This is a genomic window from Ensifer sp. WSM1721 (genome assembly GCF_000513895.2).
Taxonomy (GTDB): Bacteria; Pseudomonadota; Alphaproteobacteria; order Rhizobiales; family Rhizobiaceae; genus Sinorhizobium.
Genome location: NZ_CP165783.1, coordinates 363,316 through 390,066, shown reverse-complemented (window position 1 = coordinate 390,066; position 26,751 = coordinate 363,316). Strand labels below are relative to the sequence as shown.

The following is a 26,751-nucleotide window of genomic DNA, read 5'->3' as shown; positions in this document are numbered from 1 at the left end:
CCGGCTCCTAGTGGTCCAACAGGTCGAGCGGAGTCTTTGCCGAGCGCGCCCTGGAAAGCCGCGCCGTCGCTTCCGCAGCGTCGAGGAACATCGGACGGACCGCCGGTCCACCGAGCAGCCCTCGGGCATTCAGTTCCTGCATGACGCTGAAATGCGAGGCTGCGATCTTTCCCATCCAGAAGGGTTCGAGCGTCCCGCCATCTGCCAAATGGTCGAGCAGTTGCAGGAGCCCCCGCAGATAGATCGCGTCCTTGACAAGGCCGCCGCCGCGGTAGACGCGCAGGACCACGTTGAACGCATCCGCTTTCAGGAATCCATGATCGTTGACGAGCAGCCGATGGGCTTCCGGCAGGGACGCGCCGTCGAGCATGGCGGCACAGGCAACTACCCGGGCCGCAATAAGCCGCAGCCGATCGGCCGTCATGCCGGCCGAGAGGTATTCCGCAAAGACGGCCAAGCCCTCTTGCATCCCTTCGTAGCCGGCGAGACCGGAGCGAAACAGGCGCAGGCCCTGCGCCGAGCCGTTGAAATAAGTCAGCAGGTGAACGCCGATCTCGTGACTGAGGATCGGCTCGACACGATCTTTCTCCATCACTGTGCTTCGGGCGATAAGGAGCCGTCTTCCCGAGACGAGCAAGCCGCTGGGAAGGTCGTCCCGTACCTCGACACGCGCATCGAAGTCGCTGCAACGACGAGCATATTCGGCGATCATCTCGCGTGCTCGCCTTTCGATCAGGTAGCTGTCTGCGCTCTGTTGGTAGAGACGCGCGGAGGCGTCGCCTTCTTCCGCGCGACCGTTGCTGCTGGCAAGGATGTCCCTTGCGGCTTGCAACAGCCCCGGCTCGACCGGACCGTAGAGGGCGCGGCCGAATTCAACGAACTTTGCCGTCTCACGCGCGGAAAGCATCGAGAGTTGCAGATCGAGCTCCTGCTGCTTTTCGCGGTAGAGTCGGTAAAGCACCGGGTCTTCGAGATGCTCGAAGGGAATGGAGAAGAGCCTTCTTTTTGCTGCCTCCGCCTGCAGCGTCAAAGGCCGGTAAAGAAACCGCGGCGCACGCGAGCAATCATCTGCGGCGAACTCGTTCCAGGCCGCTTCCGCGTTGATCGGAGTGACGGCAAGCAGGAAGTCGAAGCTCGCGGCCACATCGTCAATGGCTCGGTCGGTGCGCACCACTGCATCGACAAAGGCTTTCCGTCCGAGGGCGCGATGTGTCGTAATCGTTAGGCATCTCGTCGACTTTGCAAAGGCAGCGAAGGCTTGCAGGCCGGCGTCAAAGATGCTGGCGATCAAGCGCTCGCGGATCTCAGGATAAATCTTGCCAGACTGGCGCTGGCGGTAGATCGGTGCAAACCGCACGCGCATTTGGGGAAAGGCGACCTCAAGCACTTTGTCTTTGCCTGGCTGCCTGTCCGGCCACTTGCGAAACTCGATTCGTGGAGTGCGGAACTTTCCCTGGATCGCCTCGACAGCTTCGACGAAGGACCTTGCGGCCGCTCGGATATCCGGTTGGTCCGCTGCCGCGATCTCGACCTTGAAGGGCGAAAGAAACGGGGCCTTGTCGTTCAGCAACTCGTCACTGGCGAGTTCCTCAATTTCGAGCACCATGAGCGCGCCGAAGCGACGTTTGAGCAAGGTCCCAACGGCTGCAACGATCGGGGTGGCCGTGGCTGCATCAGGGGCAATCAAATAGGATGCATTCGCTTGTGCTATTTCCCGGGCGACCGGCGAGCTATGGTCGCCCGACAAGTGGACGCAGAGAAATGGCAGCGGCCGATCGATATGGAGGCGGCCGCCGGCTGCAAGTTCCTGGCGCACTGGCTTGCCGGCTTCGATCGCCGCGATGACCTCTGCCATCCAATCCGGAAAGCCCGCCTGTCGAGGGATGCGTGCACTCGCCAGCTTCATCGGCCCGCCTCCAAAGCTTCGACCAGCACCGGTTGTGTCGATGCGACCAGCTCCCTGAGCGCGAAGAGGGGTTCCACGTATGGCGTTCCCGTCCATTCCTCCATGAAGAACTTCTTGAATTCGACGGCGATAGCGCAACCGGTGTCGGGAAAATGTTCGTGGATGAACCGCGCCTGTTCACCACGCCCTTGAAAGGCGATGTTTTCCCGGACATCGAGGCGCCCGCCTCGAAAATCAAAGGACCGCAGGGCTTCGGCGAAACGGTCGATCACATGCGCCCACTTTCGGCGATCCATCGAAAAAGTGCCGATGTTGACATCAGGCGCTTCGGCCGCGACCGTCGGCTCTGCCCCGGGGCCGTCGCGTCGGTGATTGTAGCTATGCACGTCGAGCACGACGAAGCGCCCGTAGCACCGCTCGATGCCCGCAAGGAATGATTTCAGCATCTCATAATATTCATCATGCATGGCGAGCGACCGCTCGACGAGATCGTGGGGTAACTCGCATGTCCAGACCTTGAGGCCCCAGGCCTGTTCCGGGCGAAGATAGATGGCACCATCGCGCGGCCGGTTCATATCGACCTCGAAACGCGAGCGGTGCACGACGATCCGATTGGGAACATCGCGGATAATGAACTCGGTGAAGGGGTCTTCCTCCCGGAGGCGCTCTTCCTCGGAAAGAGCGAAACAACGCTCCACCGCGTCGCGCGTCCTATGACCATTATGGATTGCCGTCGCGACGACGGGCGAATCGCCGCGATGCTGGGTCCACCACTCGGCGGTCACGGGTGGCGCCAAATCCGCGAGTAAATCCGGGGTTTTGTTCACGTCCATCGTTCCGCCGCGCATTCCACTGGCATTCAGCCAATGCCGCCTTAATCTACAATTCCGAAGGGACTTTTCGGTTCCAGAACTGCGCAAGCCTCGTCTGCGCGGACATATTCAGTCGCCTCAGTAGGTCACCGATTTATGAGATCGGCGATTTTTCGCCAGCGGCAGGCCGGGTGAGGAGCGGATATCTCGAAGAGCTTCTGCAGGAACGCCCAGACGCTCTCGTCATGGACGAGATGATGGGTCAGGATGCCCGTCGCAGCTCCTCCCTCGCCTGCCTGGTCCAGCCGCCGCACGATGTCGCCGACGATCTCTCGGTGGTCGCGGCACCCGCGCGTTCCGTGCCAAGCGATTACGTCCACATGCGTGTTGATGATCGTGAGCTCCGGATGCGCAAAGGTCCGATGCGGTTTTCCGCCCCTCTCAGGCCCGAACACCGAAAGCGCTCTGAAGCCGATTTCGGGGAGGCTGGGGACCAATCCGGCGTCGATCCGGTTCCATGGCGGGACGAGCAGCGGCACGAAACCGGAGGGATAGAGTGCCTGGAGGCGCGCATAACCGGCGCTGAGTTCGCCCAAGACCACCTCTCGCGGCCGATGGGCGCCGAGCTCCTGGCTCTTTTCCCCCATGGGCGCGTGGTTGCGGTGCGACCAGCCGTGGACCGCGACACCGATATCGCCGCGACCGGCGAGGTAATGTGACAGCCGCTCATCGGTACCGGCCGGAATGACGGCGAGGGTCGCTGGTACCGTGAAGCGATCCGCCAGTTCGAGCAAGCGATTCAACGCCGCCGTCGGCTCGACCGCATCGTCGTCGCGGAGCCAGAAATCGAAGGTTTTTCCGGCGGCCTCGCACCGGTCCAGCCGATCGATGAGCGGTTGCCAGATCGATGCCGCGTTCATCTTCCCATCCCGACAAATTCGCTTAAAATCTCGCCGAGACGCGCGGCAGCAGCGGAGAGCGAGCGCTCTTCAAATACGAAATGCCTCGCGCGCCCGCCGAGCTGTACCCGCAAAGCCTCATCGCTGAGAAGGCGTCGGACCGCCGCGGCGAAAGCTTCGACGTCTCCGGCCGGCGTCAGCAAGCCCGTTTCCCCATCCCTGACTACCTCCGGTACACCCGCGGTGTGTTGTGCAACGACAGGCAGACCCGCCGCTTCAGCCTCCAGATAGGAGAGCCCGTAGGCCTCGCCGCAGCCCGGCCAGACATAAATATCACCGCCGGCGAGAATTGCGGGGATTGCCTGCGGCTCCACTTCACCGCGCCATTCCAGCCGACCTGCCGGAAGCGCGGCAAAGGCCTCGTGCACCTCGGCGCGAGCGGGGCCGTCCCCGACGACCGTCAGCCGCCACGGCAGATCGACGACGAGCGTCAGGGCGCGCGCGAGCATCCTGTAGCTGTCCATTTTGTCGCCCGAACGCATCATCGCAACAGCGAACAGCCGGCACTCATCGACCTTCGTCCTCCGCAGCTCGCGAAACGGCGAAACATCGATAAAGGGAGCGAGCATCGCATAGTGCCCGCTTGGTATTGCCTCTTGCAGCCCCTCTCGATCGCGGTGGGTGAAGCAGATGTTTACGGCGGCCTGCCTCGCGCCGGCCGCGACCTCGTCCTGCGCAAGCCTCCAGGCGTCCGTGTTGCGCCGGTGGGAGTAGGAGCTTTCCGCCGTGATGTAGGGAATCGAGAACTCGGCCGAGAGGCGGGGGCCGAGCAGATCCGGAGCCTTGTAATAAGGATGATAGCAGAACCATGCCTCAGGCGGCCCTTCCCGCCGCCATAGCTCGCGAAGGCGCGCGATCTCCCGCTCAGCTTCGCCGCAGCGAGCCCCAAAAGCCGTCTCGGACGCGTCGCGCGAGAATGTGCGCAGATCAGAGGCGATGATGATTTCGTGCCCGGCCAGGCGCAGCGCCTCGATAAGCATGCGTGCCATCTGCCTGTCACCCGAGGGCACCGGGTGATCAGGAGATTTCAGGGGCGCGTGGAAGGCGATCTTCATTCGAGGCGAATGCTATCCTGCCTTCCTATCCTGATGTCAACACGGCGGGCATGTCGTTTCGAATGCTGGAGCAGCCGTCGATCTGCATGGCGCGCAGACTATTCCGCCGCCTCCTCGCCAGGCGCTGCGGCCGCGTTTCTCTTGGCGATCGCGTCGCGTGTCGCGGCAGCGGCGGCCGTCGCCGCTTGGGCCTCGTCAGCCGCGACCTGCACTGTCGGCGAGGCAAACTGGATGCCGTGGGTTTTGAACGCTTCCTTGATCAGCGCCTGCGCCCGCCGCCGGACCTGCGTCTGGTGTCCGGGCTTGGTGGTCATGGCAAAGCTCAAGGTGATACCGTAGTCGCCGAACTGCTCGACGCCCTTCATCTTCACCGTTTCTATGATCAGCGGCGCGAGCTCCGGATCATCGAGCAGTGCCTGTCCCACGCCTTTGACGACCTTCTTCACCTTCGCAACGTCGGCATCGTAGGAAACGTTGATCATGAACTTGTCGATGACCCAGTCGCGGCTCATGTTCTGAACGGCGCCGAGTGAGCCGAACGGCACGGTGAAGACCGGTCCGCGATGGTGGCGCAGCTTCACGGAACGGATGCTGAAGGATTCGACCGTACCCTTGTAGCTGCCGCTTTGGATATATTCGCCGACGCGGAAGGCGTCGTCCATCATGTAGAAGATGCCGCTGATGATGTCCTTGACGAGTGTCTGCGAGCCGAAGCCTATGGCGACGCCGAAGACGCCGGCGCCGGCGATCAGTGGGCCGACTTCGACGCCGAGGCCGGAAAGCACCATCATGCCGGCGACAACCGCGATGAAGGCGGCAAGAAAGTTGCGCAGGATCGGCAGCAGCGTGCGCAGGCGCGTATTACGGGCAAGCTCGGCCGGATCCGCGACGTCGAGGCTCGCCTGTCTCACGCGGACGTTGATGGACTCCTTCGCCAGTTGCCAGATGAGATCTGCGGCAAGCATGATGACAATGCCGGCCAGCACGCCGCGGAAAACCCGGTTGAAGACATCATCCTGCATCATCGCGCTGCCGTTGACCTGGAAAACAACGGCAAGCCAAGCCGCCGCGAGCGCGATGATGACGAATCTCGCGCCGCGGTCGATCAGAACATTGCGCACCACGCGCACGTAGTCGGCTGCCTGGGTATCCTGCATCGCCTTCGTCGCCGCGCTGGTGAAGCGCAACAGCGGCGGCAATCCGAGAACGTAGACGCCGATCCAGAACAAAACCTTCATGCCCGCGATCCAGACAACCCACAACAGGATGAGGAACGCTATGAGCAGTGCGTTGCGCAGGATGCGCCGCCCGGCAGCCATGTCCGGGGCGGGCCGGCGCAATGCGGTATCGATCGCCAGGACCAGAACAAAGAAGCCGAGAACCGCCGCCAACAAGTTCCGGACGTCCTCCGGAACGGAGAGCGCCTGCATCATGTCGCCGACGGCCCAGATGAAGGCGAGGGCACAGACGAAGAAGACGGATCGTTTGTACCAGAAACGGGCGGCATCCGGAGCAAGCGTGACAGGCGCCTGCGGCGCATCCGGTGCCGCAGTCTCTTCGGAAGGTTTTAGCGCCGCGGATGCAATCGCAATCAACAGACGGGCCACGATCCACGCGATCAGCAGCGGCGCGACCGCGGCCTCGAGCTCGTGCGGCCAAGCGGCAAGCACGAAAGCAGTGATGGCAGCAACCGCGAAGACGGCCAGCGGCGCGATGCGAAGAAGCGCCGTGAGCCCATGGCCGGGCCCGGCGGCGTTCCGCGCAACACTCCGGCGTAACAGGTAGCGGAGCAGGATTTCGGCGCCATAGCCGATGAAAAGGACGATGGCGAAGCCCCTGAGGACAGGGGCCGTTCCATAGGCTTGCATGTCAACCGCAATGCGCGCCCTCGCCGCGCGCCATTCGGGCATCACGCGCGGCACGGCGTTCCCGAGGTCAGAAACATGCTTCCGGATCGCTGCTACCCATCGCGAGGCAAGTCCCCCCGCAGGCGTGGTCGCGGCGGGTGTCGGAGCCGTCTGCTTGGCCGCGAGCCATTGACGGACTTCCGGATCGTCCAGCAACTCGATCAACTGCTGGACCTTGGCCGACGGCGCGGCCGTCACCGGCTCTTGGGCCGCCACCGGAGCGGCAAAGCCGAAGATCAGCTGGAGAAAGAGTGCGAGCGAAGCGAAGAATGCGCTTCGTCTGCCACGCCTCGAACCTGCGCTCATGCGAACTGCCCCCGTCTTTATACATGCCGCCCACAGCGATATTCGCATATCGAGCACACATGCGTCACGTGGCAAATCGCACGCCGCTCCACTTCGACTTACCGCTGCGGAATTGAATCGGACGAGGTCATCCGAGATGGCTGAATTGGTGAGCTTCAATTTCGAACGGTGGACACCTCACTCAAGGATCCGCGCTCTTGCTAAGTCAAGGCGGAGTGCGCAGCTTGTCGCAGCAGGAGGCCCTATTGTTCAGACGTTTGAAGTCTCTTTCGGATTGATAGCAGTTCAAACCTTCGATGACCCGCGCCGCCAACGCGGCGCCGCAAAAGAACGCCCGATTAGCCGTTATCAGGTATCTGCAAGCGCATCTTCGACGCATGTTTCAATGCGCAGGAGACCAGCACATCCCATTCGCCGAGTATCTGTTCGGGGACATATCTTTGAGCGCTCGCCTCCGCCCTCGCCCCCAGCCGCTCTCTAAGGTTACGATCCGCCATCACCCTTTCGAGTGCTTTCGCAAGGGCTTCGACATCCTCTCTCGGCACGAGTATGCCGTCACTGCCGTGCGTTATCATGACGCGCGGTCCCCAATCGCATTCGTAGGAAACGACGGGAAGGCCCGCAGCCATCGCTTCCAGCAAGACAATCCCCCATCCCTCGTAACGCGAAGACAGGACAAAGACGTCTGCGCTCTCAATCCAAAGCCCAGGCCGCTGGGTCAGCCCTGGCATTTCCACTCGCTCTTGGAGGCCGAGCGCATCTCGCAATGCCTCCAGGCTGCGCCGCTCATCGCCTTCGCCCCAAATCACCAGCTTCCATTCGGGATGCCTCGTGGCGACTTTCGAGAATGCCTCCAGCAGAAGATCGAACCCTTTTTGGCGGGTCAGGCGACCCACCGCCGCCAGAATGTTTCCTCCGCGTTTCTTCTGCCAGCCGCTCGGCAAATCGACAGGATTGGCGATCACCCACCCCGTGCGGCGTATCCTTGCTGGAAAATGGTCAAGGGCCCCCTGGGTCATTGTGACCATACCGAATGCCCGCGGATACAGGCGTTTCTGCAGCCATTTCCAAACCGGCCCGAGCGGCTGCAGAGCCGGATTATTACGCTCGGAGACGATCACCGGCACTGCAAAGCCGATCGTGGCCAGGAGCGTCAAGACATTCGTTCGGGTCAGAAAACTTAAGACGAGGTCCGGCTGAGATTGTTGGATAGCGGTTCGAAGCCGTTGAAATCTCTGAAACACAAGGAAGCCGGACTGCATCTTTGGAGCCCTGCGAGGAGGCACCCCCAAGCGCACGACCGCGATCTTAGAATCGAAATTGTAGTAGGGCCGCGCATCCGGTGGCTCCAGCGTGATGATCGTCACCGTACAGCCGAGCCCATTCCAGTGGTTGGCAAGGAGATTTACGACGTGCTCGGTGCCGCCGGCTCCAAGGGCCGGAACGATGATCGTTATCCTTGCTCCCGCGATTTCCGGCAGTGCGAGCGCCCGGGAGTCTGTACGCTTGTTCATTACCGAAAAGCCCTCCCACCATTGTCCGGCGATCGGAGCGAAGACCGCGCCTTCAGCTCCCATTGACCGCTAAGCGGATCCGCGCGGTTGCCGGCGTCGGCATGGGCCCGCGCGCCTCCCTCGGTGCAATGGCAAGTGCGTTGTCGATAGAATGCGAATTTTTCATCTGATAATCAACTTGCTAAACTGACATTCTTAAGCCTTGCCAGCCACGCTGAACCTCTTTCCACAATGCCTTTGGCAAGTCGGTAGAGTGCGGATTGCTTTCGACAGTGCGAAATCAAAACTGCGTCCTAGAATCGTCCTCGTCTGCTGAGTGCTTTATCGGCTGAATGACTAAACGCATGATAAAAACTATAATCACAATGAATTTGCAATATAGGCGTACTTCTATTCCTCGGCAGAATCACAATTTTGTATACCTTCCAGAATATTTTACTTCACGAAGCAACTAGGGATTGCGGAAGGCGCCTGATGGATAGCATTTTTTGGGCGTGTTGGGCGGCGAGTAGAACAGGCAGGTCCGGCTGATCGCATACGGCGGGCAGGCCGACAGCTTCCTCATTTCCTATCCGAAATCAGGCCGCACCTGGTCTCGCGACGTTCCTTAACATTGTTTCACCTCCCTTGCCGGCGTCCGACGGCAATAGATCTCCACAACATGTTTTCAATGGCGCGCCGAATTTCGATCTCGAGCCAGCGCGGGGAATTCCGGCTTACCGCTTCCGCGAAACGAAAGGAGTGGCGTCCTTTCGATTTCTCCGCTGTCCGCTCGACCGGGAGGGACTTCGCACCGCGGTTTCCGGACGTTTTGAAGCCGTGCAGGAACGGGAATGCACAGAAGACATCCGAGCTAACAACTATGATCGAAGCGACATGGAAACCATGCGCATGAGGCGCGGAAAGGCGGGAGGATTTCGAGATGAATCACAAGTGGCGGAGGTCGAGCGATTGTGCGCCGCACATTTGACGAGCGCTGCCAAGCGCCCCATCGCTCAGACCGGATTCGAGCCTGATCACGACGTTGGCCGCCGCCGTTCTTCTCCCGGCTATGACATCCGAACAGCGCGGCGCACTTCACTCGCTGAGCTGGCGCTTGCTATCACCTCACGCAACGCCTGGGCAGCCCTCTCCATGGCAGCCGTGTCGAGAGCAGGATCGACGAGGAATGCAAGGCTCGTCTCACCGAGCTCCCGCGCGTTTGGCAGTCTCTCGACTGGGCCCATGTTCAAGTCCACAAATGCCTTCTCCAGATAGATCTCAGAGCAACTTCCGCTGAAGCAGGCGACCCCCGCTCGGTTGATCTCAGCTACGATCCGATCCCTACTCCAGCCCGGCTTCAGAAGCTCCGGCCTGAGAAACGTGTAGAAGCGGTACCATGCATGTCGCACGCCCGAGGGGGGCAGGGGCGTACGCAGAGCCTCGATCTCGTCGGCCGCCCTGGCAAGGATGGCCGCATTATGCGCCCTGGCGCCGCGCCATTGCTCAAGGCGCTGTAGTTGCCGTGATCCCAATACCGCTTGAATGGACATCATGCGCCAGTTCGTCCCAATGGACTCGTGCAGCCAGCGGAAGCCCGACGGATGCTGCCTCCTGTAAACGGCGTCATAGGACTTGCCGTGGTCCTTGCGACTCCAGGCCTTCTGCCACAGTTCGTCATCGTTCATGGCCACCAGCCCACCCTCGCCTCCGGTGGTGATGATCTTGTCCTGGCAGAAGGAGAAAGCGGCGACATCGGCGAAGCTGCCGACTGGCCGACCGGCGATTTCGGCACCGTGCGCCTGGGCGCAATCCTCGATCACCCACAGCCCCTTCTCGCGGGCGAACGCCATGATCGCAGGCATGTCACAGGGCCACCCGGCAAGGTGGACGGCGATGATGCCCTTGGTCTTAGATGTCAGCCTCTCTCTGATCGTTTCCACGGTGATGTTTTGGCTATCGCGATCAACATCGGCAAAAACCGCGACCCCGCCCGCCAGGGGAACCGTAGAGGCCGAGGCGATAAAGCTACGTGGGGTAACGATCACTTCGTCGCCAGGCTGAAGGCCCAGTGCAAACAGCGCTAGGTCCAGCGCCACCGTTCCGTTCGCTAGGGCCACCGCGTGCTTCACCCCAAGAAAGCGCTCGTACAGCTCCTCGAAGTTGCGGACATGCGGTCCCGTCCATGCATTCACCTCACCCGATCGAAGGACCGAGACGACGTCCTCGATCTGCTCCTCATCGTAAACCGGCCAGCGTGCCATTTATCCCTCCAGCTCCGTGTGTCGGTGGCCCAGCTCAGACTACGTGTCGAACCAGGACAAACGCTTCGGCCGCAGCGCGCATCACGGTCGCGCCACGCAGCGTGGCGAGCGCGCGTAGTGTCGCTATGGAACGCTCGTGCGGTGGCTCGCGCAACTGCGACGCGAATAGCTGCATTGCCTGAACCTTCGCCTCGACATGCTCGGTGATGTCGATGAAGAAATTCGGCAGAAATCCCGGAGACAAATAGGGAGCATTCCAGTTCGTTTCCGAGAGCGTTTCGTAGGCGAGAATCAGCCTAGGAAACTCCGCCTGGTGCGGTCGACATGCAACCAGCGCCGAAGTGAAGGTAAGCTGATGATCCATGTGCATGTCACCCACAAAGGGGACAAGCACGGTTCGCGGAGACAGACGCCGAATAAGGTCAAGCAGCGCACCGTTGACGGCGGCGTGCGCGGTTTCCGCAAGCTGCGCAGCAGGCAAACGCAGCCATAGGGTCTCCCGCACGCCCAAAACCCTGTGCGCCTCCCTCGCTTCCGCCTGCGTCTTGGCGATAGTCGCGGCGTCGAAAGCCGGGGGCTTTCCTTCGGTTACAATCGCAACAAAGACCTCCTCGCCCTGCGAAGCCAGCTTCGCGATTGTCCCGCCGGCGCCCAGCACCTCGTCATCAGGATGCGGGGCGACCACCAGAGTGCGTCCGAAAGAGAAATGCGAACCATCCATGGAACCTCCAAAAGACCTTGCCGGCATCAACGCGCACACGGCGTGACGAGTAAAACATATGTCCAAGTTTTGACCTGGCTCGCTTAGCCCGGCTTTTCAGAACCATCGGCCGTCTTCATCGGACCTGTGGCCCCGGCCGCCATCGCATCAGCATTCCTGCTGCTGACAGCAAAAATGAAGTGAAAGAAAATCCCTTGCAACTTTTAACTGCTCTTTGTTGACATGCTCGCCAACAACAAGTGTTTTTAGCGTCAACAGGAGAATTCGCGCGTCGAGCCAAAGACTGGCGTGCGCGACATACCAGAGGTCAAGCGCGATCTTCTCCTCATCCGACAGCAGCGTATTGCCATTCACCTGCGCCCACCCGGTCATGCCGGGAGCAACCATTGAGCGCATGCGGCCGAGGTCCCCGAAGCTTGCAACCGTCGCCAAGGGAAGCGGGCGCGGGCCCACCATCGACATGTCGCCTGCCAACACGGCAAGCAGTTGCGGCAGCTCGTCGAAGCGAAGTCTGCGCAGCAGCGTGGTCGCAGCGGTTTGTCGCATTTGGTCTGGCAACAATGCGCCGTCTGACCCGCGCGCGTCAGTCATCGTGCGAAACTTAGCAACCGTGAAGACGCGCATGCCCGCGCCGGCGCGTGCCTGGGTGAAGAACAACGGCAAGCCAAGGCTCACCCAAACGACGATCGCGGTTACCGCCATCAGCGGTAAGCAGACGATGAAAAGCACTCCCCCAAGTGCGTACTCCAGAACGCGCTTGAAACGGTATGATCCCGAGGAGGCAGGCAAACCAAAAGCGGAAACTGCATGCTCTCGAACGGGGTTCAATTCAATGTCCCTTCGGCACATGAAGCGCGGTTTTCAATATTACTTGCGAACAAAGATTACATTCCGGCGATACTCACGACGACAACATCACCCGGCAGCAATTCTGTGACGAGGGATGCCTGTAGGCTGGTCGGTTTGCCACCAACGGGGTTCCGACGAATCTCATAAGTATATGAAATTTGATTTTTCTTCGTTTCATCCTCAGCCACGGCGGCCATGAGGAGGATTTGCTCTTCAGCGGTGCGTTGGTTCGAAATTAGTTTCTTGATGGCAATTTCACGCTGTTGGAGCTGTGTCAGAATGTCCTTCTTCCTATCCGCCGCCAGCTTTGCCAGTTGCAGCTTCAACTCACTCAACTCCTGGCGCGTACGCGCAAGAGTCGCGAAGGTTTGCAGGAGTTGGACCTTCTCCGCTGCCGCGCTGTTCTCCGCGCGAGAGAGCTCGCTTTCAGTATTCAGCCCGCGCTTGCGGAGCGTGCCGACGCGCGCCAGATCCTCAACGCTGTTGCTGACCACGTCCTTTTGCTGCTGCACGAGCTCGTTCAGGATCTCTATCCCACCCTCGGCCTGCGCAATTCCCTCCGTGAGAATTTGCGTTTGCGATTTATGGGCGGCGAGATCCTCTTTTAGGATTTTCTCCTCGAGCTCAACGACGCCATCAAACGGCACGCCTTCGACATAGGTGCGGGCGAACTCCGGAACGTCGTCCAGATTGATTTTCTCGCTGGCTTTCAACTGCGCCGCAAGTCTCGCCGCATAGACGGCTTCATGAACGATTTCGGCTTTTACGGCGTCTACCTCTGCGCGCAAGCGGGCGCGTGCGATGAGCCGGTCGGACGCGTTCGCGGCGACGACCTGGATACCACCTGCAAGGCCGATGGCCTGCTCGACCGTTAGGCCGCTATAGAAGGGAAACGAACCGGGGCTCCTGACTTCACCGAGAACGAAAATTGGCCGGAAAGTCGAGACATTAAGAGACAGCTTTGGATCGACCAGGACCTCGCGGCTCCGGTATTCGTCGCGAAGCTTATCCAACGCCTCCGTTATCGTGAGACCCGCTACGTTCACTCCACCGATGAGAGGGAACTGTGCTTCGCCGTTGCCGGAAATGGTCGCGGTGATTGGCAGTTCGGCGTCGTCGAGGAAGTCAAAGGTCAGAACATCGCCCGAGTTGAGCCGATATTCACCGGCAGATGCATGCAGCGCCGAGCCTACAAAAAGCCCGACCGCCAACAGCACGATCGCCAAAACATAAACCCCCCAATCCCGTAGGGGCAAGCTCATGGTCGTTAGCGGAGGTAATGTCCCCATCGCAACCGCACTCCAAAAAACAATAAAGAAAAAACGATCAAAAATATCTTGCGCGACTATATTCTCCCTCATACTCTCACGTCAAAGGATTTTAGCTATTTATTGCGCCGGTAGTTGTGATCGACAAGGCGACTTCCTCGACGCACACACATGACCGCGCCTAGGGGTCCCAGCGGGTGTTCTTGCCCTGCGATGTCAGGCCCACCCCTATTAGGTTTACAAGGGCATCAACCACGTGCCACGGCCGTGGGCAGCGCCTGTCCATAAGGCGGCCTCGTCGGAGGCAGGAGGTCTCGCTTGACGATTCCGAAAAAATTAGCCGCGAATTTCAACCGCCTCCACAAGATGCTCGCTCGGGAAAAAAGCCTGAAGGACCGTCTGGGAAACATAGGGCATCTACTTACCGGGAATGCGCTTACCTCGCTGTTAGGCCTCGTTGGATTCGCCTTGACGGCAAGGGCGCTCGGTCCGTCCGAGTATGGCATCTTGGCGCTTTGCTTCACCTATACAAGTGCCGTAGAGCGGCTCGTGAACTTCCAGTCCTGGCAGCCACTAATCAAATTCGGCGCGCAATCGAAGAACACGGAAACGCTCAATTCGCTACTCAAGTTCGGCCTCCTGCTTGACGTGTCTGCCGCAGCGAGCGGGTTCGTTATTGCCGTGGCGCTCGTCTGGGCGGTCGGCCCATGGCTCGGGATTTCGTCCGAGATGGCAGGCCTCGTCACCCTCTATTGCGCTCTTCTTCCGTTTCAAATCTCAGGCATGCCGATGGCCGTGCTGCGCCTGTTCGGGAAGTTCCGATCGATTGCCTATGGCCAAGTCGCTTCCAGCATTTTTCGCATAGTATTATGCGCCATCGGCTTTGCCGTCGGCGGCACTCTGTATGAATTCGTCCTGATATGGATGGCGGCCCAGATCGTCGGCTCGCTGACCCTCGTCGCCCTTTCGCTTGCAGAACTGCAAAGACAGGGAATGCTGGCGAGCATGCTCACTGCATCTGTACGCGGTATTACAGCTCACTTTCCAGGCCTCTGGAAATTCGCGATTTCGACGAACCTGTCATTGACGCTACGTTCGAGTGCCAACCAGCTTGACACGCTTCTCGTCGGGTATCTAGCGGGCCCCACTGCGGCGGGTCTTTACCACATTGCTAAGCGCATCGGCCGGATGGCACTGCAAATCGGCGACCAAGTGCAGGCCGTGCTCTACCCGGATTTAGCTCGGGCCTGGGCCGCGAGCGCAATTGCAGAGTTTCATCGGGCCGTTGCGCAAATGCGGGCGCTTCTTCTCGGCTGCGGAATAATGCTTGTGGGCGGGGCGTATTTGGCGATCGATCCGGTGCTGAGACTTGCTGTCGGTTCGGAATTCGAGGCGGCAGGGCCGTTGGTCGTCGTTCAGTCCATTGCCGTGACCATGACGTTGTACGGGACAGTTATCCGCGCGGCGCTTTTGTCGATGGGGCGGGAGGATCGGGTCTTGAGCAGCGTGCTCGTCGCAACAATTGCGTTTCATGCCGCCGCGTTGACGCTAATCCCGCGCGTCGGCCCGATGGGCGCCAATCTAGCGCATATCGTCATGGCCGCCATCTGGCTCTCGATGATGGCCGTCTCCTATCGCCAGGCCTTGACGAAACGGCAGAAAACGTCTCTCGACGTCTCGTCGGAGTAAAATTGCTCGACACCAACGCCGACTACTTGCTCAACTTGCGCGCGTTCACTACTGTAAGGCTCTCATATTTTTGTAATTCCTTGATGCATTTTGCCATTCGGGCCGCGAGATTTTTTGCTGCACCGACTTTCAAACAGAAGGACTGTCGCCGGGCTGCCTGCAGAAGAATTGCCAGCTTAGCCCAATCCAAGTGATGAACATTCGCGTAATCTGTCGCGCATAGCTGTGGGCCCCGTATCCTCAGCCGCGCGCGTTGGGACGGAGAAAATCTATGAAGTTGCACGATATCGATTTCCTGATTATCGGCGCGACCAAGAGCGCCACGACGTGGCTTCAGCAATCACTGCAGCAGGACCCAAACATATACATGCCTGCTCCTGAATTGCATTATTTCAGTCGTTGCTATGATCATGGCGACGAGTGGTACCTTTCAAACTTCGAAGGACAGAAGGGTCAACGTCTCGTCGGCGAGAAATCCAATTCCTATATGGACACCGAGGGCGCGGCTGAACGGATAAGTCAGAAACTTCCCAAGGCGTTGCTGATCGCACAGTTGCGCAATCCCATCGAGCGCGCCTACTCGGACTACTGCATGCTCTACCGAAGGGGCGAAGTCGACCGCGACGTCGCCAAGTATCTGGACCCACGCAGCGGTGCCGACGGACGCTTCCTGAGCGGCGGGCTCTATTTTCAGCAATTGCAGGCCTATGTCGATCGGTTCCCAGCCGAGCAGATTCTCGTCGTTCTTTACGAGGACATGAAAATTGACGCGGCTGCACAGCTCGGTCGCGTCCGAAAGTTCATGAAGATAACTGACGACTTGCCGCTTCGGCCTCTGGAGAAGAAAGTCAAAGACAAGGCGGAGCCGGTGGTCAATCCGACTTTGCGCCGTCTGCTGCGGCCGTTTAAGCCTATGGTCGCGCCCTTCAGGAACAATGCGGGCTTCAAGAAGATACGGTCGATCGCCGCTGCCGAAGTGCAGTACGCTCCGTTGACCCGGGAACTGCGGGAACGGATGAGCGATTTTTACGCCAAGGAGGTAGAGAAACTCGGCACCATCGTCGGCAAGGATCTGAACGGCTGGCTGAGAAATGGGAGCACCCATTGATGAAAGCTGCCGCCAAACCGGCACGCACGCGGCTCACGACCGAAGCTGAAAGGCGATGTTGGCCATGCCTCAAAGAGCTTACAGATTGCTCGCGGTCGCCCCCTACCGACTGCCCATGAGGCGAGGACCGGCGGCGCTTGACGTTGACGCATCGGAACTATCTGTTATGCTAAAAATCTAAATAACGATCGCATGTGTTTATTGTGTTTTCTCGGTCGCTAAGACCCTTTTATCAGCAATTGCTGAACAAAAAGAACTTACTTTATGTCTTGGCGGAGTAATTTTTGTCATGACGAGCTCACAAAGCAATTTCCCTTGCGAGGGCACAGCAGACGTTCTCCAGACTGCAGCATTTATCAAGCGAAGCAGGGCGCGACCCATGCGAGCGGCTGCCAGAGAGTCCTGCGCGACGCGCGGCTTAAAGCGACAATTCCCCCGTCAGGAAGGAGGGCCACGATGAAGTTGCCCATTCGCGCCGTTATCGTCGACGACCATCCGCTTGTGGTTGCGGGCGCGCGCACTCTGATTGAGAAATCCGAAGATATCGTCTGTGTAGGCGATTCCAGCACCGGGACCGAGGCCATCGCACTAATCAGCCAGACCGCGCCGGACGTTTCTGTACTGGACGTGTCACTCCCTGACATGAACGGCCTCGAACTCGCAGAGAAAGTGATAACCAACGGCCACACTGCTCACGTGGTGATCATGACGCACTATCATGACAGGTCATATGTTCAGCAGGCATTACAGATCGGCGCGAAGGGTTTTGTCCAGAAATGCTCGGCGGCGGAGAACCTGCTACTTGCGATCCGCTCGGTAATGCTCGGCGGACTCTTCTTCGATCCACTGACGGCCCGCGAGATGACCTCTTCCGGACCTGAACGAAGCGCGCCACGCTCTACCAGCTTCGGCACGCTGGGGCTGACCGCGCGGGAACAGGATGTTTTGCGATTGGTCGCGCTAGGATATTCGAACAAGGAAATCGGCGCCCATACCAACATCAGTGTCAAATCGATCGAGACCTATAAGGCACGGGCCACCGAAAAGCTCAAGCTGCGTTCGCGGGCACAAATCGTTCACTTCGCTTTGACGCACGGGTGGATGAGCGTCAATTGAGACCAATAAACTGATCACGGGCTTAGTTCATCATTCCCGGGCATTTCTCCTCAGGGGCAGCGTGCCAGATACCGGGCCATGCGGCAGGCCACTATTCCAGAGTGCGCTCGCAGTGCTCGCCCTACCAAGCGATCCGGCCGAAACCGCCCCGTCCGGCGGAGAACCGTTTAAGAGAGGCCTTCGGGCAAAAGATTGGAGGTCACACCGTGCGGATAGCATTCGTCCTATCGGGACTCGGAGCTGGCGGCGCGGAAAAAATCGTCAATCTCCTTGCGCACCATCGCAGTGCACAAGGCGATATTGTTCACGTTCTCGCAGTCAATGCCTATAGCTCGAAATCCTATTTCCCCTATCGCGGTGCCATAAAGATCGAGGCGCTTGGAAGTTCCACTCGCGCCATCCCACGCATCGCACAAACCGTGCAACGGCTATCGAGGCTTCGCCGTCGGTTGGTGGCGCTCAAACCGGACCTTGTCATTTCCTTTCTGACCAAGGTCAATGTACTGGTTGGCTTGGCTACCCACGGCCTCAACACGCCGATCATCATGTCGGAGCGGAACAATTTCACGTCGCAGGAAACGCATCTCCTCTGGCGGCTCGCTCAGCCGTTTGCTGTCAGAAGCGCAGCGAGCTTGGTTATGCAAACGCAGGATGCCTTTCAATCTCTGCCACCGAGTTTGCGCGGTAAGGCGGAGATCATACCCAATCCGGTGACGATCCCGCCCAATGTTGCACGAGTCCCAAGCCAAGGCACCCGCGTCGTCGCGGTCGGACGCCTGGAAAGGCAGAAAGGCTTCGATTTGCTTCTCGAAGCATTCAGCTACGTAACGCGATCCGTTCCGACAGCCCAGTTGACCATATTTGGCGAAGGGTCTCAGCGTTGCGCCCTCGAGCACCTCGCGCGCGATCTTCGTATTGGCGACAACGTCAAAATGCCTGGCATTACAAAGTTTCCGCTTGAGTGGGTTGGAGCGGGCGACATCTTTGTGCTGAGTTCCCGTTTCGAAGGCTTTCCAAACGTGCTTTTGGAAGCGATGACCGCAGGGCTGCCGTCGATCGCGTTCGATTGCTCGTGGGGGCCGTCGGAAATTCTCAGCAGTCCCGATGCCGGTTTGCTTGTTCCCTCCGGAGACGTTCAGAGGTTGGGCGAAGCAATTCTCTCCCTGGTGACCGACCCGGCCTTAAGAAGCAAGCTTTCCACCTACGGCGCGGCGGCCGCCTCGGCGCGATATGCAACTTCATCCGTTCTGCAGCAGTGGGATAACGTGATCGCCAGATCCGTTAACCCGCCGTCGCTCAAATCGAGCTATGGCGAAAGCGCTGAATCCCCTCGTGCGGAACGCCACGCCTAAAGCCCTAATCCATACGCAGCCGTTTGCGGCGCAACGACATGCACGACAGGGACGTAGTGGGTCGCGACGCGATTTAGATCATTGCGGCGCAGGCCTCAGATAGAGGACTGGACTGCCGTATCGATCTTTAAACCAAAGGTCGGTTGAAGGCAGATAGCCATTTCGCCGCGCATAGTCGAGCATCGGTCGCTCGAGAACATCGTCGAAGCCGAGCAGCAGCGCTCCGGGCGGATCAGCGTCGAACATGGCTGCAATGCCGTCGAGCGACGTCATTCTGTACCACGTGGCAAGATCCTGACCGGTGAATTCCGCGGTTCGATAGACGAAGGGCCCCGTCGCCAGTTCTGGATAGACGTCGAGATGACCCTCCAAAGGATAGATCGGCGACAGCGTGGCCACCTTTCCTTCGGCGCCTGCCGCCGCAATGCGCTGCGAGATAGCAACGCCAGCCTCGTGAACCCGCGTTACCGTCCACCGGTCCGGCCGGACAGCCGTCCCGATATGCTGGGCAAGACGCGGCGCCTCGATCAACAGAACCACTATGGTCGCGGCGACAAACACCGGCTGGAGGCGTGTTCGCGTCTCGGGCGCAAGACCACCGAAAAGCAATGCCAGCCCCAAGGGGAGACAGATCAGCGGCGGCGCGAAATATTGGGGAAAGCTGGGTGTGGGCAATAGGCTCATGGCCGCGCTGCACACGAGCGCGCCCGCCACGACAAGGAGCGGACCATTGAGGACGCGCGACAGCCGGGCCTTCCTACAATCGGCCGGCGCCTGGAACGCCGTCAGCAGCAGCGCGAGCAGAAGGGTGATCACCACGGCGCCCGCCGCGGAGAACCATATATCCTGTGCGAGCAACAGCTTCGCCATCAGCGATAGAGCCTGCTCTTCGCCGGGTGCATTTGCCACTCGCCAATACTGCAGATGCGGACCGGTGTGATATTGCGCAACATGGGCAAGGAACCTCTGCGGCGTAGCGAGCAAGGGTATGAGGATCGGCATTCCCCCCACCAGACCTCCCGCAGCAAGAGGCGCAACGACGCGCAGCAGGCGGTCCCTGAAACGGCAAGTGCGCGGCAGCAGTAACGCTGCGACCGCCACCGGCGGGATGAATGCAACCGCACTGATCTTGAAGGCCGCGGCAAGCGACAGACAGAAGCCTGCAATCGCAATCAGGAAAGGTTTGGGATGCCCTTCTCGGACAGCGAGCACAAACAAACCGAGACCGATGAACGCAAAGGGCAGCGGCAAGAAATTATTCGTCACCGCCATGCCTGTCTGTGTCAGGAAAAGATCGTTCGCAACAGTGAGAGCGGCAAGGCACCAACTGATCAGCCCGGATCGCGTCAGCGAGTAGGTGATGGCTCCGATCGCCGCAAGGAACAACATCCAGGCGAGAAAGACGGACAGCCGACCGCTGAACAACAGATGGTCCGACCCGATGGTCGCGCCGATCCAATGGAATAGCCAGACCGAGCCCGGCGGATGATTGTAGAAGAAGTCCTCGTAGAGGCGGTAGTGATCAAGGAGCCTGATCGGTGGCACGTATAGCTGCTCGTCCTTGCGCATCTCGTAGTTCATCAAGCGCAAGAACAGGGAGAAGAGAAGCAGCACCGAGAGAATGACGACCGCGGCACGGTAGAGGAGCGTTCTCAAATCCGCCGAGGGTAATGCGACGCGTGATGGAGCGACCTCGTCAATATCCGCCATTCGAATTCCTCCGGCCTGAAGGAGACTCCTTGCGACATCGGCCACGTTTATCGCCGCCCCTTTGGCGCGACGGCGCACCGTAGGGTTTATCTGTATCGGAAGCGATTCCTCGCCGCTATCCGGGGTTATTCCTGACAACACCGTAGGGATTATCCTGACACGGCGCAGCTTGCGGATTTAGGGAAGGATGGATAGCATTAGTTTCTAATGTAAATACCGAAATAATTTCGGAGAACTATAGCTTAGTTACACTCACTTTAATACTGAAATCTTGCACCTGCTTTTTCCTCCGGTCCGGCAGATGCTTTTTTTATAGATGCGTTTCTGCACTCGCGTTTACTGCACGGGTCCTTGGACAGCGATCGGCTTAAGGACGAAGCACACGGCAAGTTTGGCTGTTTGCGACCCTTTGCGTCTGAAACGACGCACAGCGACGAGACGCATCATGCGCGACACCGATGGACAATCCCATAGGATTTGCCGTCGCTAAAGCTTGGAGGCTGTCATGAAAGTCGTGCTGTTCGCCGGAGGTCTCGGATCCCGCCTCGCGGAGGAGACCACCCGGATTCCGAAGCCCATGGTGGAGGTCGGCGGCAAGCCCATCATTCTCCATGTGATGGACATCTATAGCCGTTGGGGCTTCCACGATTTCGTCGTCGCCGGCGGCTACAAATGCATGTTCATCAAGAACTTCTTCCACAACTTCCACCTGTCGACAGCCGACTTCACGGTGGCACTTGGAAACGGGTCCATGGTGCTGCGCCCCGTGCATCCTCTGGACTGGAATGTTTCGGTGGTCGACACCGGTCTCTCGACGATGACGGGCGGCCGCCTGCTTCGCCTGCGTGACTGGCTCGACGGCGAGACCTTCATGGCCACCTATGCGGATGGCGTCGGCAACATCGATATCGAAGCGCTGCTCGACTTCCATCGCTCGCATGGCCGCCTGGCGACGGTCACCGCGGTGCAGCCACCGGCAAGATTTGGCAATCTGGAGATCGAGGGCGACAAGGTCGTCGAGTTCACGGAAAAGGTACGCAAGCACGAAACCTGGATCAATGGCGGCTTTTTCGTCTTCGAACCCGGCGTTCTGGATTACATTTCCGGCCCGTCAGACCCGTTGGAGGGGTCGCCGCTGACGAATCTGGCCCGGGATGGCGAGCTCTTTGCCTACAAGCACAAGGGCTTCTGGCATCCGATGGATACGATCCGCGACCGCGATTACCTCAACGGCCTTGCGGAAACCGAGGATCCGCCGTGGATGCAATTCGAGCGTAGCACTTCACCCCCCTCCGCCGCGGTGACTGAGCTGCCGCTGGCGAATTCTAGGCGGGAGCGGGTGACGTGAACGAGTCGGACCTCTCCCGGATTCTTCGCGGCCGCCGCGTCCTGGTCACCGGGCACACGGGGTTCAAGGGCGGATGGCTATCGCTCTGGCTTCGCCGTCTTGGCGCAGATGTGGTTGGCGTTGCGCTGCCGGCATCCGCACCCTCGTTTTCGTCTGCCATTGATCTCGAGGGCCTCGTCGACGGGCGCATTGGCGACATTCGCACCGAGGCGGGCTTCAGCGAGAGCATCGGCGGTCAGGATTTCGACCTCGTCATCCACATGGCGGCGCAGGCCGTGGTGCGGACGTCCTACGAGAGGCCGGTCGACACCTATATGACCAATGTCGTCGGGACCGCCGTGGTGCTCGAGGCAGCACGCCGCATGCCATCCTTGCGCGGCATCGTCGTCGTCACGAGCGACAAATGCTACGAAAATCGGGAATGGGTCTGGGGCTACCGGGAGAACGATCCCATGGGCGGCCGCGACCCCTACAGCTCCTCGAAAGGGTGTGCCGAACTGGTGGCCGCGGCCTACCGCTCCTCCTTCTTCAGCGATCCCGGCGGCCCGCAGCTTGCCACGGTGCGGGCGGGCAACGTGATCGGCGGCGGAGACTGGGGCGCGGACCGGTTGATTCCGGACCTGGTGCGCGCCGTCGAAACCGGCATTCCGGCGCGCCTGCGAAATCCCAAGAACGTGAGGCCCTGGCAGCATGTTCTCGAGCCGCTGCGCGGCTACCTCATGCTGGCTGCCGGCCTGATCGAGACCGGTGCACGCTTCGCGGGCGGCTGGAACTTCGGCCCCGAAAAGGACGCGACGGTGAATGTCGGCACGCTCGCGGAACTGGTCGTTTCCCATTGGGGCGGTCCGCCACCCGAATATATCGCCGAACGCCGGGCCGACGAGCCGGCCGAGTCCGTCGTCCTGCGCCTCGACAGCACGAAGTCGCACGTCGAACTCGGTTGGAAACCTTTGCTTGGGCTGGACGAGGCGGTCGGAATGACCGTCGCCTGGTACCGCAAATACATGGAAGATCCGGCCGACATACGCCGGTTCTCACAGCAGCAACTTGACGAATACGCAGCACACTGGGTCCGAGCGGCCTGAACCGCAGAGCGGGACGAACCGCAGATGGGGAGCATGACATGCGTGTCAACTATGGGCAGTCCGTTTACGGAGAGAAGGAAATCGCAGCCGTTGTCGATGTCATGCGGACGTCGACGCAGATGGGCCGCGCGGTGAGAAGCATGGAAGAGCGCGTCTCAGCGCTCTTCGCCAAGCGGCATGGCATCATGGTCAATTCCGGATCCTCGGCCAACTACCTGGCTATGGAAATGCTGCAGTTGCCGCAAGGCGCGGAAGTCATCACCCCGGCCCTGACCTTCGCAACAACCGTCGCGCCGATCGTCAGGGCAGGTCTCGTGCCGGTGTTCGTCGATGCGACGGAAGCGACGTACAACATCGACGTCGATGCGATCGAGCGCATGATTTCGCCAAAAACACGCGCCGTGATGATCCCGTCATTGATCGGCAATCTTCCGGATTGGGATCGAATTCGGGCGATTGCCGACGCCCATGGCCTGTTCGTCATCGAAGACAGTTGCGACACCCTCGGCGCCACCATCAAAGGCGTCAGCACCGGCATGCGCTCCCATGTCAGCACGACCAGCTTCTACGGCTCGCACGTGATAACGGCGGCCGGAAACGGCGGCATGCTTTGCGTCAATGACGATGAATTGGCGCGGCGCGCAAGGCTGATGCGCTCCTGGGGGCGCACGTCGTCACTGTTCGTCGATTCCGAATCGGTCGAAAACCGTTTCAACATCGACATCGACGGCTTCTCCTACGACGCGAAGTTCGTGTTCGAGGCGCTCGGCTTCAACCTTGAGCCCTCCGAGATGGGCGCCGCCTTCGGGCTCGTCCAGCTCGACAGGCTCGAAGAAAACATTGCCGCGCGGGAGCGCAACTTTGCCGCCCAGTTGGCCTTCTTCAAACAATATGAGGACTGGTTCATCCTGCCGCGGCAATTGCCCGAGTCCCGTACCGGCTGGCTCGCCTTCCCGCTCACGATACGGCCGGACGCGCCGTTCACCAGGCGCGATATGCAGATCTTCCTCGAACGCAGGGATATTCAGACCCGCCCCGTTTTCACCGGCAACATCCTGCGCCAGCCGGCTATGAAAGGCGTCAACAGCCGGATCTCGGACAAGGGCTACCCGGTGGCGGACGACGTGATGCGCGGTGGGATCTTGCTCGCTTGCCATCACGGCCTCACGCCGGAGCAACTCGACCATATCCATGCGTCGTTCTGCGACTTCGTCGACAGTTTCTCGACGAAACCGAGGATGCGTGCACCGCTGCAGGCGAGTGCTGTAGCAATCTGACAGGACGAGGTGAGAAGGATGTGCACGGTTGTCCGCCTCTAAGCTATCGGAGTCGGTCCTCGGGCCGACTCCACTAACGCATCGGGAGGCGCTGAAACATGAGTGAAGCAGCTCAAGGAGGAGATGGCGCTTCGCAGCTCCCGAGCGGCATTTAGGCTTCGCAGCAAGGTAGGTGGGTTCAGGTCGTGGCGCGTATTCTTATCACCGGTGGCGCAGGTTTCGTCGGCTCTCATCTAGCGAGGGCTTGCCTTGTCGCCGGTCACCAGGTTCATCTCATCATCCGACCGGGCTCCGATGACAGGCGGGTGCAGGATCTACGCGGCGGCGTCGTTCGGCACAATTTTGACCTGCAATCAGAGACGGCGCTCAAGCACTGTCTTTCCGATGCCGAACCCGAGTACGTATTTCACCTCGCGGCCCGTCCGCGCCGGCCGGAAGCCCCGGACCTCTCCGACGCCCGGGATGGCATGCGCGAGCAGGTGCAGGTATTGATCGGCTTGCTGAGTGCCGCCGCAACAGCGCCCCGTCCCCCGAAAATCATGATCCGGACGGGCTCGCTCGCCGAATATGGCTCCGCACAGGCGCCATTTCACGAGGACACGCGCGAAGTTCCGGTCAACGCCTACGGCGCGGAACTCGTCGCTGCCACGCAATTGGCTGGCGCCCTTCAGCGCCGGCTGCCATTCCCGGTCATCACCGCCCGGCTCGCCCTGGTCTACGGCGCCTTGCAATCTACCGCCTATCTCCTGCCATGGCTGATCACCCGTTGCCTGGCCGGAGAGACCTCGATGGTGCGACATCCGGAAGATCGGCGCGACCTGATCTATATCGACGATGCCGTCGACGGGCTTCTCCATGTGGCAGAGGCGCAACTGTCCGGCGGCACGATCATCAATATCGGAACCGGCTTTGCTCCGACGATGCGCGACGTGGCGCGACTGATAATCGCGGAAACGGGCGCCGATGCGACGCTCGTCGAGTATGGCCCGGCGGATGGTTCGTCGGGCATTCCGGACTTCCGCGCCGCCACGGCGTTGGCACGCAGCCTTCTCGGATGGAGCGCATCCACCCCATTGGCAGAAGGTCTCGTGCAGACCGTCGCATGGTATCGCGAGCACGCGCGCTTGCAGGAACCGCCGAGCGAGTTGCCGGCAACGTCGCGCCGAGAAAAAACGGGAGCTCCATAAGTGGCCGAGATGAAGCCGTTGATTTCTGTTCTGATACCGGCGTTCAACGAGGAAGCGAACGTCCGGCGAGCCTATGCCGCCATTGTGGAAACGTTCAGCGATCTTCCCGGCTACAATTATGAGATCATCTTCACCGACAATCATTCCACGGACCGCACCTTCCAAATTCTTCAGGAGATTGCACGCGAGGATCGCCGCGTCCGCGTCATCCGTTTCAGCCGCAATGTGGGCTACCAGCACTCGCTGCTCGTGGCCTATAAAGCCGCGAGCGGCGACTGTTCGGTCCAGATCGACTGTGATCTGCAGGATCCTCCGCAGCTCATTCCGCAAATGATCGCGCTTTGGCACCAGGGTCATCAGGTCGTCTACGGTGTACGCCGCTCGCTGACGGACGGCTGGTTCACGGCATTGATAAGGCGCAGATTCTATCGATTCATCAACGCGCTGAGCGAAGACGAACTTCCCCTGAATGCCGGCGAATTCCGCCTTGTCGACCGGCGCGTTCTCGACGAACTGCGCAGGGTCGACGATACCTCGCCCTATCTGCGCGGGCTGATCAGTGCCATGGGCTTTTCGCAAATCGGCTTTGAATACGACCGCCAGGCGCGGGTCGCTGGCGAAAGCAAGTTCCCCTTTCGGGCCATGTTCGCACTTGCCGTAGACGGTATTCTTAATCATTCGCTGATCCCGCTGCGCATAGCTTCGATAACCAGCCTGATCATGGGTACCGCGACATTCCTACTGCTCGTCGGCTACTTCATCGGAAAGCTGATCTTCGGACAGGACTGGCCGGCGGGCTTTGCCACGACAACGATCTTGATCCTGCTCTCGATCACGCTGAACGCGATCTTCCTTGGGATCATAGGCGAATATATCGGGCGGATATTCATGCAGTCCAAGCGGAGGCCGACGCCGATAATCGAGGCGAGCCTCAACGATGAGTACCGCCCCCGTCACGAGCGGGCTGCTTCTCGTTACCAATGATCTTCTCCACCGGCTAAATCTACAGCCTGCATGCGCCGGATCGCGGCCGCGCTTGTGTTGGCTTTGCTGCACAAGCATCGAAGCCTACTGCATGTTTCCTTAAATCGGAGCCGATTTAAGGACAAAAACATGCAGCAATTCAAAGTGCTACAGCGTCCTTTGTGCGTCTGAAAAGACGCACGGCGCTGTAGTGCAGCGTCAGAGCAAGATGCTGCAGCTTCTCATCATTGCCGATCTGTAGCCGAGTGTCGCGGACAGTGGTCCCGACAGGTCTTCAGCTTGGGCAGCACCGCTTGCCTCTTGAACTACTGGGGACAACAGAGACCGGGCCGTCGGCATACGACAACGAGCCTCA

General features: G+C 59.9%; 20 protein-coding genes. 9 read left to right on the top strand and 11 right to left on the bottom strand.

What is annotated here, in order from left to right; all coding sequences use genetic code 11:
• Nucleotides 1-7: 7 nt before the first annotated feature.
• From M728_RS19560 to M728_RS19515, 10 genes are all read right to left on the bottom strand, one after another.
• The gene (locus M728_RS19560) at nt 8-1,906 is read right to left on the bottom strand and encodes a flavohemoglobin expression-modulating QEGLA motif protein (protein WP_026620448.1); all 1,899 of its coding nucleotides are present in this window, start codon (nt 1,904-1,906) and stop codon (nt 8-10) included.
• Nucleotides 1,903-2,739, bottom strand: a complete 837-nt coding sequence (locus tag M728_RS19555) for an N-formylglutamate amidohydrolase (RefSeq protein ID WP_026620449.1) — start codon at nt 2,737-2,739, stop codon at nt 1,903-1,905. Before M728_RS19555 ends, M728_RS19560 begins: the two co-directional genes overlap by 4 nt.
• Before the next feature lie 125 nt (nt 2,740-2,864).
• Nucleotides 2,865-3,638, bottom strand: a complete 774-nt coding sequence (locus M728_RS19550) for a polysaccharide deacetylase family protein (RefSeq protein WP_026620450.1) — start codon at nt 3,636-3,638, stop codon at nt 2,865-2,867.
• Complete coding sequence (locus M728_RS19545) at nt 3,635-4,732, bottom strand: glycosyltransferase family 4 protein (protein ID WP_026620451.1); 1,098 nt, start codon at nt 4,730-4,732, stop codon at nt 3,635-3,637. The genes M728_RS19550 and M728_RS19545 overlap by 4 nt, the downstream gene beginning before the upstream one ends.
• 98 nt (nt 4,733-4,830) lie before the next feature.
• Entirely contained in the window at nt 4,831-6,945 is a 2,115-nt protein-coding gene (locus M728_RS19540; protein ID WP_026620452.1) for a mechanosensitive ion channel family protein, read from the bottom strand.
• 338 nt (nt 6,946-7,283) lie between these two features.
• Nucleotides 7,284-8,459: a glycosyltransferase family 4 protein gene (locus M728_RS19535; RefSeq protein WP_026620453.1), complete on the bottom strand. Its 1,176-nt coding sequence runs from the start codon at nt 8,457-8,459 to the stop codon at nt 7,284-7,286.
• 1,049 nt (nt 8,460-9,508) lie between these two features.
• The gene (locus M728_RS19530) at nt 9,509-10,702 is read right to left on the bottom strand and encodes a DegT/DnrJ/EryC1/StrS family aminotransferase (protein WP_026620454.1); all 1,194 of its coding nucleotides are present in this window, start codon (nt 10,700-10,702) and stop codon (nt 9,509-9,511) included.
• 34 nt (nt 10,703-10,736) lie between these two features.
• Nucleotides 10,737-11,423, bottom strand: coding sequence for a PIG-L deacetylase family protein (locus M728_RS19525; protein WP_026620455.1), 687 nt, complete (start codon nt 11,421-11,423; stop codon nt 10,737-10,739).
• Nucleotides 11,424-11,570: 147 nt separating this feature from the next.
• Nucleotides 11,571-12,251 carry a sugar transferase gene (locus M728_RS19520; protein WP_026620456.1) on the bottom strand — a complete coding sequence of 227 codons (681 nt, stop codon included), beginning with the start codon at nt 12,249-12,251 and terminating at the stop codon, nt 11,571-11,573.
• Between the two features lie 56 nt (nt 12,252-12,307).
• Nucleotides 12,308-13,561: a polysaccharide biosynthesis/export family protein gene (locus M728_RS19515; RefSeq protein ID WP_026620457.1), complete on the bottom strand. Its 1,254-nt coding sequence runs from the start codon at nt 13,559-13,561 to the stop codon at nt 12,308-12,310.
• A 345-nt stretch (nt 13,562-13,906) separates the two neighbouring features.
• Between M728_RS19515 and M728_RS19510 the strand changes: the two genes are divergently transcribed.
• From M728_RS19510 to M728_RS19495, 4 genes are all read left to right on the top strand, one after another.
• Nucleotides 13,907-15,229: a lipopolysaccharide biosynthesis protein gene (locus M728_RS19510; protein ID WP_051440884.1), complete on the top strand. Its 1,323-nt coding sequence runs from the start codon at nt 13,907-13,909 to the stop codon at nt 15,227-15,229.
• A 271-nt stretch (nt 15,230-15,500) separates the two neighbouring features.
• Entirely contained in the window at nt 15,501-16,337 is an 837-nt protein-coding gene (locus tag M728_RS19505; protein ID WP_026620458.1) for a sulfotransferase, read from the top strand.
• A gap of 456 nt (nt 16,338-16,793) precedes the next feature.
• Nucleotides 16,794-17,453 carry a response regulator transcription factor gene (locus M728_RS19500; RefSeq protein WP_026620459.1) on the top strand — a complete coding sequence of 220 codons (660 nt, stop codon included), beginning with the start codon at nt 16,794-16,796 and terminating at the stop codon, nt 17,451-17,453.
• Nucleotides 17,454-17,659: 206 nt separating this feature from the next.
• Nucleotides 17,660-18,805: a glycosyltransferase gene (locus M728_RS19495; protein WP_051440881.1), complete on the top strand. Its 1,146-nt coding sequence runs from the start codon at nt 17,660-17,662 to the stop codon at nt 18,803-18,805.
• A 78-nt stretch (nt 18,806-18,883) separates the two neighbouring features.
• On the opposite strand, the gene M728_RS19490 is transcribed toward M728_RS19495, so the two are convergent.
• Complete coding sequence (locus tag M728_RS19490; protein ID WP_026620460.1) at nt 18,884-20,515, bottom strand: hypothetical protein; 1,632 nt, start codon at nt 20,513-20,515, stop codon at nt 18,884-18,886.
• Between the two features lie 505 nt (nt 20,516-21,020).
• Between M728_RS19490 and rfbF the strand changes: the two genes are divergently transcribed.
• From rfbF to M728_RS19465, 5 genes are all read left to right on the top strand, one after another.
• Nucleotides 21,021-21,863, top strand: coding sequence for a glucose-1-phosphate cytidylyltransferase (gene rfbF, locus M728_RS19485; protein ID WP_034883484.1), 843 nt, complete (start codon nt 21,021-21,023; stop codon nt 21,861-21,863).
• Nucleotides 21,860-22,948 carry a CDP-glucose 4,6-dehydratase gene (gene rfbG, locus M728_RS19480; protein WP_026620461.1) on the top strand — a complete coding sequence of 363 codons (1,089 nt, stop codon included), beginning with the start codon at nt 21,860-21,862 and terminating at the stop codon, nt 22,946-22,948. Before rfbF ends, rfbG begins: the two co-directional genes overlap by 4 nt.
• Before the next feature lie 38 nt (nt 22,949-22,986).
• The gene (locus tag M728_RS19475) at nt 22,987-24,225 is read left to right on the top strand and encodes a DegT/DnrJ/EryC1/StrS aminotransferase family protein (RefSeq protein ID WP_034883486.1); all 1,239 of its coding nucleotides are present in this window, start codon (nt 22,987-22,989) and stop codon (nt 24,223-24,225) included.
• Between the two features lie 185 nt (nt 24,226-24,410).
• Nucleotides 24,411-25,412, top strand: coding sequence for an NAD(P)-dependent oxidoreductase (locus M728_RS19470; protein WP_034883487.1), 1,002 nt, complete (start codon nt 24,411-24,413; stop codon nt 25,410-25,412).
• A 9-nt stretch (nt 25,413-25,421) separates the two neighbouring features.
• A complete protein-coding gene (locus M728_RS19465) occupies nt 25,422-26,396 on the top strand; it encodes a glycosyltransferase family 2 protein (protein WP_034883515.1) in 975 nt (324 codons plus the stop codon).
• The last annotated feature ends 355 nt before the right edge of the window (nt 26,397-26,751 follow it).